Source organism: Ruegeria sp. BHSA162 (genome assembly GCF_059613385.1).
In genome coordinates, this window is sequence record NZ_JBXWSK010000004.1 from 104,360 (window position 1) to 114,667 (window position 10,308).

The 10,308-nt window shown below is 63.0% G+C and carries 11 protein-coding genes; 6 read left to right on the forward strand and 5 right to left on the reverse strand.

The window, feature by feature from the left end; genetic code table 11:
- Positions 1-19: 19 nt before the first annotated feature.
- On the forward strand, positions 20-1,483 hold the full coding sequence (locus AC2FM5_RS02820; RefSeq protein WP_496733774.1) for a carnitine 3-dehydrogenase: 1,464 nt from the start codon (positions 20-22) through the stop codon (positions 1,481-1,483).
- A complete protein-coding gene (locus AC2FM5_RS02825) occupies positions 1,480-2,241 on the forward strand; it encodes an SDR family oxidoreductase (protein ID WP_496733777.1) in 762 nt (253 codons plus the stop codon). Before AC2FM5_RS02820 ends, AC2FM5_RS02825 begins: the two co-directional genes overlap by 4 nt.
- On the opposite strand, the gene AC2FM5_RS02830 is transcribed toward AC2FM5_RS02825, so the two are convergent.
- Positions 2,238-2,420 (reverse strand): hypothetical protein, encoded by a 183-nt coding sequence (locus AC2FM5_RS02830; RefSeq protein ID WP_093962276.1) that lies wholly within the window; start codon positions 2,418-2,420, stop codon positions 2,238-2,240. The genes AC2FM5_RS02825 and AC2FM5_RS02830 overlap by 4 nt on opposite strands.
- A 90-nt stretch (positions 2,421-2,510) precedes the next feature.
- Positions 2,511-3,377, reverse strand: coding sequence for a helix-turn-helix domain-containing protein (locus tag AC2FM5_RS02835; protein ID WP_496733779.1), 867 nt, complete (start codon positions 3,375-3,377; stop codon positions 2,511-2,513).
- 110 nt (positions 3,378-3,487) lie between these two features.
- Between AC2FM5_RS02835 and AC2FM5_RS02840 the strand changes: the two genes are divergently transcribed.
- From AC2FM5_RS02840 to AC2FM5_RS02850, 3 genes are read left to right on the forward strand one after another with little or no spacing between them, the layout of a single operon-like run.
- Complete coding sequence (locus AC2FM5_RS02840; protein ID WP_149774534.1) at positions 3,488-3,691, forward strand: DUF2061 domain-containing protein; 204 nt, start codon at positions 3,488-3,490, stop codon at positions 3,689-3,691.
- Positions 3,684-4,586: a fatty acid desaturase gene (locus AC2FM5_RS02845; protein WP_496733782.1), complete on the forward strand. Its 903-nt coding sequence runs from the start codon at positions 3,684-3,686 to the stop codon at positions 4,584-4,586. The genes AC2FM5_RS02840 and AC2FM5_RS02845 overlap by 8 nt, the downstream gene beginning before the upstream one ends.
- A 21-nt stretch (positions 4,587-4,607) precedes the next feature.
- Positions 4,608-5,510, forward strand: coding sequence for an EamA family transporter (locus AC2FM5_RS02850; RefSeq protein ID WP_496733786.1), 903 nt, complete (start codon positions 4,608-4,610; stop codon positions 5,508-5,510).
- A gap of 59 nt (positions 5,511-5,569) precedes the next feature.
- On the opposite strand, the gene AC2FM5_RS02855 is transcribed toward AC2FM5_RS02850, so the two are convergent.
- The 3 genes from AC2FM5_RS02855 to AC2FM5_RS02865 form a co-directional block, all read right to left on the reverse strand.
- Complete coding sequence (locus AC2FM5_RS02855; protein ID WP_170390712.1) at positions 5,570-6,958, reverse strand: DEAD/DEAH box helicase; 1,389 nt, start codon at positions 6,956-6,958, stop codon at positions 5,570-5,572.
- A 185-nt stretch (positions 6,959-7,143) separates the two neighbouring features.
- Entirely contained in the window at positions 7,144-8,085 is a 942-nt protein-coding gene (locus AC2FM5_RS02860) for a glycosyltransferase family 2 protein (protein WP_496733793.1), read from the reverse strand.
- 43 nt (positions 8,086-8,128) lie between these two features.
- Positions 8,129-9,736: a peptide chain release factor 3 gene (locus AC2FM5_RS02865; protein ID WP_170338819.1), complete on the reverse strand. Its 1,608-nt coding sequence runs from the start codon at positions 9,734-9,736 to the stop codon at positions 8,129-8,131.
- 109 nt (positions 9,737-9,845) lie between these two features.
- Here AC2FM5_RS02865 and AC2FM5_RS02870 point away from each other — a divergent pair, with 109 nt between their 5' ends.
- Positions 9,846-10,208 (forward strand): nuclear transport factor 2 family protein, encoded by a 363-nt coding sequence (locus AC2FM5_RS02870; protein ID WP_093962268.1) that lies wholly within the window; start codon positions 9,846-9,848, stop codon positions 10,206-10,208.
- Positions 10,209-10,308: the final 100 nt, after the last annotated feature.

Genomic DNA, 10,308 nt, shown 5'->3' on the forward strand with positions numbered 1-10,308 from the left:
TCGGGGCGAAGGAGAGAAGATGAAGACGGCAGCGATCATCGGTGGTGGCGTGATCGGCGGCGGATGGGCCGCGCGGTTTCTGCTGAATGGCTGGAACGTGCGGGTGTTCGACCCGGACCCCGAGGCCGAGCGCAAGATCGGCGAGGTCCTGGACAACGCGCGGCGGTCGCTGCCCGGGCTGAGCGATGTGCCGCTGCCGCCCGAAGGCGCGCTGAGCTTTCATGGCGACATGGCCGACGCGGTGCAGGGGGCAACGTGGATACAGGAGAGCGTGCCCGAGCGGCTGGACCTGAAGCTGAAGGTTTACAAGGGGCTGCAGGAGGACTGTGATCCGGGGGCGATCATCGGGTCCTCGACCAGCGGGTTCAAGCCGTCCGAGTTGCAGGAAGGCGCGCTGCGGCCCGAACAGATCGTGGTGACGCACCCGTTCAATCCGGTCTATCTGCTGCCGCTGGTCGAACTGGTGCCTTCGTCCGCCAACCCGCCTGAACTGGTCGCGCAGGCCAAGGACGTGTTGCGCTCGGTCGGGTTCTTCCCGCTGCAGGTCCGCAAGGAGATCGACGCGCATATCGCCGACCGGTTCCTCGAGGCCGTCTGGCGCGAGGCGCTGTGGCTGGTCAAGGACGGCGTAGCCACGACCGAGGAGGTGGACGAGGCGATCCGCATGGGCTTTGGCATCCGCTGGGCGCAGATGGGCCTGTTCGAGACCTATCGCGTGGCCGGGGGCGAGGCCGGGATGCGGCATTTCATGGCCCAGTTCGGCCCGGCGCTGAAATGGCCCTGGACCAAGCTGATGGATGTGCCCGAGTTCACCGATGATTTGGTCGACATGATCGCCGACCAGTCGGACGCGCAGTCGGGGATGCACTCGATCCGCGAGCTGGAGCGGATTCGCGACAATAATCTGGTGGGAATGATGCGGGCTTTGAAGGCACGCGACTGGGGCGCGGGGGCGGTGCTGAACCAGCATGACGCGCTGCTGAAGCCGGGTGCCCTGCCGGCGCTGGATCAGGCCGATCTGAGCCAGCCGATCCTGACGCTGGCCCGCGCGGTGCCGCTCGACTGGACCGACTACAACGGCCACATGAACGAGGCGCGGTATCTCGAGGCCTTTGCCGCAGCGACCGACCGTTTCATGGAGATCATCGGCTGCGATGCCGACTACATCGCCTCGGGCGGCAGCTATTTCACGGCTGAAAATCACATCCGGTATCTGGACGAGGCCCATGCCGGGGCGAAAATCGAGGTGCGCACGCAGATGCTGTTGGGGCAGGGCAAGAAGCTGCACCTGTTCCACAGCATGTTCGAGGGCGACAAACTGCTGGCCACGGGCGAGAGCTTTCTGCTGCATGTCAGCCTGGAAACCCGTCGGCCCTGTGCGCCGTCGCCGCAGATCGAAGCCGCAATGGCCCGCATCGCCGAAGCGCAGGCCGGGTTGCCCTATCCCGAGGGCGCAGGGGCGGCCATCCGCAAACCGTCATGACCGGTCGGGTTCTGATCACTGCCGGTGCCTCGGGCGTCGGGCGCGCGATGGCCGAGGCGTTCGACGCCGCGGGCGCGCAGGTCTGGGTGGCGGACGTGGACTTCAAGGCGCTTCAGGCCTGCCCGGATCACTGGGGGCGGTCGCAGGCCGATGTGTCGGATGAGGCCGCCGTCGCAGCGCTGTTCTCCGAAATCGCGGCGCAGTGGGGCGGTTTGGATGTTCTGTGCGCGAATGCGGGTATCGCGGGGCCGACCGCATTGGTCGAAGATGTGGCGCTAAGAGATTGGCAAAAATGTATTTCCGTCAATCTGGACGGGGCGTTTCTGAGCGCGAAATACGCGGCGCCGATGCTCAAACGGCAGGGGCGCGGCGTGGTGCTGATCACATCCTCGACCGCCGGGCAGTACGGCTATCCCAACCGTGCGCCTTATGCAGCGGCGAAATGGGCGGTGATCGGGCTGGGCAAGACCCTGGCGATGGAGCTGGGGCCGCACGGCGTGCGCTGCAACGTCATCTGCCCCGGCGCGGTGGAAGGCCCTCGGATGGAGGGCGTGCTGCAGCGCGAAGCGGCCGCCAAGGGCATGACCCGCGATCAGGTCTATCGGGGCTATGCGGCGGGTACTTCAATGGGCCGCTTCGTCGAAGCGCATGACATTGCCGCCATGGCGGTGTTCCTGGCCTCGGATGCGGCACGGTTGGTGTCGGGGCAGGTCATCGCCGTCGATGGGCATACCGTGAACCCCGACCCCAAGCTTTAGCCCTGGTTTGGGCCGCGCATCTGGCGGATCGAGGCGCGGACGGCCTGCCAGTTCTGTGCCTCTTCCACGTTTCCTGCGGCTTCGAATTCGCGGGCTTTCTGGGCGGCTTCGGCCTCGGCCTTGTCGCCATGCGCCGAATACAGGGCGCGCGCGTATTGAGCGGTTTTGAGAGCGTCCATTCCTGATATCCTCCTTTGGGTCGGATCGTTCGGATTTTCGCGCACTTCAATATAGGGGATCAGCTGGGAAATTGCACCCATGGACTGGCGTCACCCTGCCGAAATGGCCGCGCGCAGTTGGCGCAGATGGGTCGGGAAATGCCGGGCGGTCAGATCAGCTTCGCGGACCAAGGTATCGAAATGGCGCGTAAAAACCTCGATCCGGTCCCGGTCGCGAAAGGCCATGTAATGGCTGCCGGCATAGAAAACGCAGAGCAGCGGACCAAAGATGGTGACCGGCGCGGAATAAAGCCGCTTGGCATCGAACAGGTAGATGCGCATGCGCGGATACAGCTGCTCGCACAGCTCCAGCATGTGATCGATCTGGTCCAGCCGCTCATTCAGGGGCAGCCCGTCATAATAGCCGGTGCCATGGGCAAAGCTGTGAATCTCATACAGCGGCATGGCGATTTCATAGTCCGACTGGGCACCGCGCATCCAGGTCAGGCGGTCCTCGGAGGCGCCGATGGCCTGGTCAGCGGTTCGGCCCAGATGCGGCGCGTATTCCCATTCCAGCACGGCGCGGGTTTTCAGCATGTCGGGCAGGGTGGCCGGAACATAGCGGATCTTGTACCCCGCGGCCTGCTGGTGCCATTCAAAGATGCGTTCGTCGACCAGCGCGCGGGGTGCCTCGGTCATGGTCAGCGAACTGGCCAGCAACTCGGCCGCGCTCTCGGGTCGGTCCGAGAGGCTGAGCAGCCAATCCGCCGACACCCCCAGAGCCGAGGCGCAGCTGCCCACCACATGGGCGTTGGGCAGGCGCGCGCCCGTATCGGTCAGCAACTGGGACACGGTCGAGCGATCGACCCCGATGGTGCGCGCCAGTGCGCTTTGGCTCATCTTCCGCTGGTCCATCGCGCGGGCCAGGCGCAGGCGGAACTGCGCGGCGCGGTCTCGTTTGTCGAAATTTTCCTGCATGTGATGATAAATATCACGGTCGCTGAGATTTGTTAATCATATTCGGAATTCTCGACAGGGCCGGCGGCAGGTAACGCTTATGTGAAAACCAAAAAAGACTGGGGACCGGAATGGAAACGCGGCGAAGATCTGTCGTGAAGGCAATCATTTGGAATGCGATGGGCCTTGCGGTCATGACCGTGGTGGGGCTGATCGCCACCGGCTCGGCCGCCGTCGGAGGCGTATTGGCGGTGGTGAACACGGCCATCGGGCTGACGCTCTACGTGATTTACGAACGCATCTGGGCCGGAATTTCTTGGGGGCGGCATGGCTGAGCCGACCACCCCAAAATCCCCCGAATGGCCGACCTTTGCCCTGATCGTAGCCTGCTATGCCCTTTGGCTGATTGCGATATTCGGCGTGGCGGTGTGGTCGCTGTGGCTGGCGGTGCCGATGATGGGTGTCGTCGCGGCGCTGCATTCTTCACTGACGCATGAAGCGCTGCACGGCCACCCGTTCCGTGCAAAGTCGTTGAACGAGGCGCTGATGGCGCTGCCGCTGACCCTGTTCATCCCCTACAACCGCTTCCGCGATCTGCATCTGGCGCACCATCAGGATGCCAACCTGACCGACCCCTATGACGATCCGGAGTCCAACTATCTGGACCCGGCGGTCTGGATCAGGCTGCCGCGGTGGCAGCGGTGGGTCTATCAGGCGAACAACACGCTGTTGGGGCGCATGGCGCTGGGTCCGATCATCGGCCAGTTGGCTTTTCTGCGCGACGACTGGCGCGGTGCGGTGCGCGGGGACCGCGACATCTGGCTAGCCTGGGCTTTCCATCTGCTCGGCGTGGCGGTGGTTCTGTGGGTCGTGGCGCAATCAGCGATGCCGGTCTGGGCCTTTGTCCTTTCGGCCTATCTGGGACTTGCGCTGGTCAAGATCCGCACCTTTCTGGAACACCGCGCGCACGAAAAGTCGCGCGCCCGCACGGTGATTGTCGAAGACCGAGGGCCGCTTGCCTTTCTGTTTCTGAACAACAACTTGCACGTCGTTCATCACATGAACCCGGCGGCGCCATGGTATCGGTTGCCCGCGCTCTATCGCCGAGGGAAAGAGCGCTATCTGGCCTGCAACGAGGCCTATGTCTATCGCTCGTACGGGCAGGTTTTCCGGCAGTATATCTGGCGCGCCAAGGATCCGGTGGCGCATCCGCTCTGGCCAAAACCTTGATTTGACGACAGAAGGGAAGCCATGAGTTTGTGGATTCCCGTAACCTTGGCCGCCGCCACCTTTCAGACGGTGCGCTTCATGCTGCAGAAATCGCTGAGCAGCGTGAAGCTGTCGGCGACCGGCGCGACCTTTGCGCGCTTTGCCTACTCGATGCCTCTGGTGCTGCTGGGTCTGGCAGGAGCGATCCGGCTCAGCGGTCTGCCGCTGCCGGCGCTGCCGCCTCTGTTCTGGCTTTATGCCGCCATCGGCGGGCTGTCCCAGATCCTTGCCACGATCTGCGTCGTGGCGCTGTTCAAACAGCGCAACTTTGCCGTCGGCATCACCTTCAAGAAAACCGAGGTGATCCAGACCGCAATCGTCGGTTTCGTCGTGCTGGGCGACCGGGTTTCAACCGGTGCGTTCGGGGCCATCCTGCTGGGGCTGCTGGCGGTTCTCCTGTTGTCGAAAACACCGGGCGGCAGTGGGGCGTGGTGGCGTCACCTAACCAACCGCGCCTCGCAACTGGGGTTGGGATCGGGCGTCTTGTTCGCCTTTTCTGCGGTCAGTTATCGCGGCGCGTCGCTGCAACTGGGCGATGGCGAGGCCTGGTTCCGGGCGCTGGTGACGCTGGCGGTCGTGGTCTCGATCCAGTTCCTGTCGATGGCGCTGTGGCTGGTTTGGCGCGACCGGGCCGAGCTGCGCGCGGTGTGGGACACGCGGCGCACCGGCGTCTTCGTCGGGCTGACCAGCCTCGGCGGATCGTTCTGCTGGTTCTGGGCCTTCAGCCTGCAGAACGCGGCCTACGTCAAAGCGCTGGGGCAGGTGGAGCTGATTTTCAGCCTCATGGCCTCGGTCCTGGTCTTCCGCGAGACGGTGACCCGGCGCGAGATTGTGGGGATGGTCCTGCTGGGCCTCTCGATCCTGATCCTGGTCGCCGCGATCTGAGATGCAAAAAGGCGCGCGGAGGCCCGTGCGCCTTCTGAACTTTTTGCCATGCAGGCGGGTCAGCCCGCGCGGCGTTCGTCAAAGCTGAGTGCGATGAAGCTGGGCAAGTGATCGCCCATGCCGACGACGGCCGGACCGCCATCGTCACGACGTCCACGGCCTTTGCCACGCTTTTCCTTGGCAGGTTTGTCGTTCGACGCGGCGTCCTTGGCGGGCTTGTCCTTCTTGACCTCGTCCTTGCGGGTCGAGGCGCGCGATTTCTTTTCGGGCTTTTTGTCCTCGGCCTCGGCCGGTTCGGCCTGAACCGGGTTGTCCAGACGCGGGATTTCCTTCTGGATCAGTTTCTCGATCGCATCCAGCGCCTTTTCATCGCGGGCCGAGCAGATGGTGATCGCCTTGCCCTCACGACCGGCGCGGCCGGTGCGGCCGATGCGGTGCACATAGTCCTCGGGGTGACTGGGCACGTCGAAGTTGAACACATGGCTGACCGACGGAATGTCGAGCCCGCGCGCGGCCACGTCAGACGCCACCAGCAAACGTACCGAGCCGTCGCGGAACCCGTCCAGCGTCTTCATCCGCTGCGACTGGTCCAGATCGCCGTGGATCGGTGCGGCGTTGTAGCCGTATTTCTTGAGCGATTTCGCGGTGATGTCCACATCGGTCTTGCGGTTGCAGAAGATGATGGCGTTGGTGCATTTGTCACCTTCGGCATCGATCAGTGCGCGCAGGACCTTGCGCTTGGTGCTGCCCTCGCGGTCGCGGCGGCCGCCTTTGACCATCACGACACCCTGTTCGATGGTCTCGGACGCGGTGGCCTGACGGGCCACTTCGATCCGGGCCGGGGCGGACAGGAACGTGTCGGTGATCCGCTCGATCTCGGGCGCCATGGTGGCCGAGAAAAACAGCGTTTGCCGGGTAAAAGGCGTCAGCGAGAAGATGCGTTCGATATCGGGGATGAACCCCATGTCCAGCATCCGGTCAGCCTCGTCCACGACCATGATCTGCACGCCGGTCAGCAGCAGCTTGCCACGTTCGAAATGGTCCAGCAGACGGCCGGGCGTGGCGATCAGCACGTCGACGCCGCGGTCGATCAGGGCCTCTTGTTCCTTGAAGCTGACGCCGCCGATCAGCAGCGCCTTGGTCAGCTTCAGATGCTTAGTGTAGGTGTCGAAGTTTTCCGCCACCTGCGCCGCCAGTTCCCGCGTCGGGCACAACACCAGCGAACGCGGCATCCGCGCCCGGGCGCGGCCGCGCGCCAGCAGAGTGATCATCGGCAGGGTAAAGCTGGCGGTCTTGCCAGTGCCGGTCTGGGCGATGCCCAGAACGTCTCGCCCTTCCAGCGCCGGTGGGATGGCGCCTTCCTGGATCGGGGTCGGGGTTTCGTAGCCGGCTTCCTCAATAGCTTTGAGGACCTTGGGGTTCAGGTTCAGATCGTTGAATTTCGTCATGTATGTCCGGTTCATGCGGACACTGACCTGGCCCGCGCGTATGAAAAATGCCGGGCCCGGATGGCCATGCGCACCATGCGCGTTTCGGCTTGGATGCGGACATAACAAAAAGGTGTGGCAGGGTCAAATGAAGACAGTTTCATCTATACCGCTACATCGCGTCACTGGCGATTTCGTGCAACAATTCAGCAGCTTCCGGGAAAGTGTTTCTGCAGCTTTTCCTCAAGATCAAGCGGTCGGTGCTTGATGAGGCCCCGTTCCTGCAGGCGCGCGCGAACCTGCGGGTCGGTGGCGCTGAGTTCGTCAAAGAACTTGCGCAGACCTTGCTCGCCTTCTTCGGCCTCGATCCAACTGAGCAGTTCGTTCATGTTCAACCCGCCCCGATCGCGATGTACGTTCGGAGCCATGCCGGGCTGGTACGAGCCGCGTTCCAGTCGAAACCGATAGTGTGACCACCAATGCTCCCAATCCGGGGCGTGGCGGTGGCACAGGTCGATCTGCGGCATCTCGATCTTGCAGGGCAAGATGACCTTGTTCTGAAACAGATTGTGGATGCGATAATTGAGGTTCTCCATCCCCGCGCGCACGAACAGCTTGCCCTGTACGTGGCTCAGAAAGCCGCCCAGAACGAAAGCGCCGTAGTTTGGATAGATCGTCTCGACAAGCGCTTCGCGTTCGGGGCCCTGGGGGATGAACGCTTTGTAGAGATCGTTACCGCAGGCCAGGGCCTCGATCGGACGAACCCGAACCGCGTGCACCGTTTCGGGCACTTCGCCCAGCAAGTCCGCGATGGGGGCCGTGGGCCACAGGAACTCGTCCACATCTATATGCGCTAGCCAATCGAGATCGGTGTGGCGATAGGTAAAGGTCGCATGAACGGTCTGGCGGACCTGGTGGCGCTCGGGCTTGTCTCGTTTGCGCGCTGCCCAGAACGCATCGTCGCAGATGCGGACGGTCACCTTGGGGTGGCGGCGCAGGGGGCGAAAAGCCCGCCGGTTGGGCTCATCAAGGTAGAGGTAGAGGTGATCCGCGCCCAGATCCAGGTGGTAGGCCGCAAAACTCAGAATGTCGCGGGCCGATCCACGCACCGTCGAGACGATGCCCCAGCTCGGCCTGGCTGCGGTCATGCGATGACGGCCTCTGTTGCTTTGGCGGGGGGCGGGGTCAGCATCAGGTCATCATTTCCTTGGTCGCGGTAAGCGTCAGTTTGGGATAATCGCGCACCACGCGGTCGATGTCCCATTGCAGGCGGGTGAGATAGACGATGTCGCCATCGTGATCGAGGGCAATGTGCTGCTTGTTCGCATTTACGAACTTCTCGACCTCAGCCTTGTCGCCCGACACCCAGCGCGCACTAGTGAATTGCGAGGCCTCGAACCGCACCGGCAGGCCGTATTCCAGCTCGATCCGGCTGGCCAGCACCTCGAACTGCAGCGCGCCCACCACGCCGACGATAAAGCCCGAGCCGATCGAGGGTTTGAACACCTTGGCCGCGCCTTCCTCGGCAAACTGCATCAGCGCCTTTTCCAGGTGCTTGGCCTTCATCGGATCGCCCGCGCGCACGCCCTGCAACAGCTCGGGCGCGAAGGATGGAATTCCGGTAACGCGGATCGCCTCGCCCTCGGTCAGAGTGTCACCGATGCGCAGCTGGCCGTGGTTGGGGATGCCGATGATATCGCCGGCCCATGCCTCGTCGGCCAGTTCCCGGTCAGAGGCCAGAAACAGAACCGGGTTCGTGATCGCCATGGGCTTCTTGCTGCGCACATGGGTCAGTTTCATGCCGCGCTTGAAGTGGCCGCTGGCCATGCGGACAAAGGCCACCCGGTCGCGGTGCTTGGGGTCCATGTTGGCCTGCACCTTGAAGACAAAGCCCGCCACCTTTTTCTCATCCGGCGAAATCTGGCGCGGTTCGGCCGATTGCACCTGCGGCTGCGGTCCATAGGCACCGATGCCTTCCATCAGTTCCTTGACGCCGAACGAGTTGATGGCCGAGCCGAACCAGATCGGGGTCATGTGGCCTTCCAGCACCGCCTGCGGGTCCAGCGCAGGCAGCAATTCGCGCGCCATTTCGACCTCTTCCAGCAGCTTGTCCAGCAGTTCTGCGGGCACATGCTCGGCCAGTTTGGGGTCGTCCAGCCCGTTGATCTCGATGCTTTCGGCCACCTTGTTGCGGTCGGCGCGGTCCATGAGTTCCAACCGGTCACGCAGCATGTCATAGCAGCCTATGAAGTCGCGCCCCACGCCGATGGGCCAGGAGGCGGGCGTGACGTCGATGGCCAGCATTTCCTGGATCTCGTCAATGATCTCGAACGTATCGCGGCTCTCACGGTCCATCTTGTTACAGAAGGTCAGGATCGGCAGGTCGCGCAGGCGGCAGACCTCGAACAGCTTCTGCGTCTGGCTTTCCACGCCTTTGGCCCCGTCGATCACCATGACGGCCGCGTCCACGGCGGTCAGCGTGCGATAGGTGTCCTCGGAAAAGTCCGAGTGGCCGGGTGTGTCCACCAGGTTGAACCGGTAGGGGCCATAGTCAAACGACATGGCCGAGGCCGAGACCGATATACCCCGGTCCTTTTCCATTTGCATGAAGTCCGACCGCGTACGCCGTGCCTCGCCCTTGGCGCGCACCTGTCCTGCCATCTGGATAGCACCCCCATACAGAAGGAACTTTTCGGTCAGGGTCGTCTTGCCCGCATCCGGGTGCGAGATGATGGCAAAGGTCCGGCGCCGCGCGATCTCGGGCGGCAGGGTGGGTTGGTTCGAGGCGGTATCAAGCATGAAGGCGCGTATAGGCGGGGAATCCTGCCGAGGCAAGACAAAGGGGGTGGTTCGAATCAGGTGGATATGCCAGTAAGAACATATAGTGAACAAATAATGGAGTGGATCAATGAATTTGAAAGAAATCGCCCAGGAACTGGTGGCGGGTTGCCGCGAAAACCGCGCCAAGGAGAATCTGGACAAGTTGTATGCAGCCGATGCCGTCTCGGTCGAGGCGATGGACATGCAGGGCATGGGCCGCGAGACCCACGGCATCGAGGGCATCCGCGGCAAGCATGATTGGTGGGAAAGCGCGCACGAGGTCTCGGGCGCGTCGGTCAGCGACCCGTTCCTGCATGGTGAAAACAGCTTTGCCGTGATTTTTGAAGTGCAGGGCAAGGTGAAGGAAAGCGGTGAAGCTTTCGACATGCGCGAGGTCGGCGTCTATCACGTGGTCAACGGCAAGATCGTGCGGGAAGAGTTCTTCTACTGATTTGCCGACGCCAATCTGGTCTTCCCTGTCTGGCCGGTGCTAGACATGCGGGTAACAAATGACAGGGGGGATCACATGGATCTGGGACTACAAGGCAAAC

Bases quoted from the DNA above. Each gene is read 5' to 3' on its own strand.
- AC2FM5_RS02820 (WP_496733774.1), top strand. From the start codon at position 20: ATGAAGACGGCAGCGATCATCGGTGGTGGCGTGATCGGCGGCGGATGG.
- AC2FM5_RS02825 (WP_496733777.1), top strand. From the start codon at position 1,480: ATGACCGGTCGGGTTCTGATCACTGCCGGTGCCTCGGGCGTCGGGCGC.
- AC2FM5_RS02830 (WP_093962276.1), bottom strand. From the start codon at position 2,420: ATGGACGCTCTCAAAACCGCTCAATACGCGCGCGCCCTGTATTCGGCG.
- AC2FM5_RS02835 (WP_496733779.1), bottom strand. From the start codon at position 3,377: ATGCAGGAAAATTTCGACAAACGAGACCGCGCCGCGCAGTTCCGCCTG.
- AC2FM5_RS02840 (WP_149774534.1), top strand. From the start codon at position 3,488: ATGGAAACGCGGCGAAGATCTGTCGTGAAGGCAATCATTTGGAATGCG.
- AC2FM5_RS02845 (WP_496733782.1), top strand. From the start codon at position 3,684: ATGGCTGAGCCGACCACCCCAAAATCCCCCGAATGGCCGACCTTTGCC.
- AC2FM5_RS02850 (WP_496733786.1), top strand. From the start codon at position 4,608: ATGAGTTTGTGGATTCCCGTAACCTTGGCCGCCGCCACCTTTCAGACG.
- AC2FM5_RS02855 (WP_170390712.1), bottom strand. From the start codon at position 6,958: ATGACGAAATTCAACGATCTGAACCTGAACCCCAAGGTCCTCAAAGCT.
- AC2FM5_RS02860 (WP_496733793.1), bottom strand. From the start codon at position 8,085: ATGACCGCAGCCAGGCCGAGCTGGGGCATCGTCTCGACGGTGCGTGGA.
- AC2FM5_RS02865 (WP_170338819.1), bottom strand. From the start codon at position 9,736: ATGCTTGATACCGCCTCGAACCAACCCACCCTGCCGCCCGAGATCGCG.
- AC2FM5_RS02870 (WP_093962268.1), top strand. From the start codon at position 9,846: ATGAATTTGAAAGAAATCGCCCAGGAACTGGTGGCGGGTTGCCGCGAA.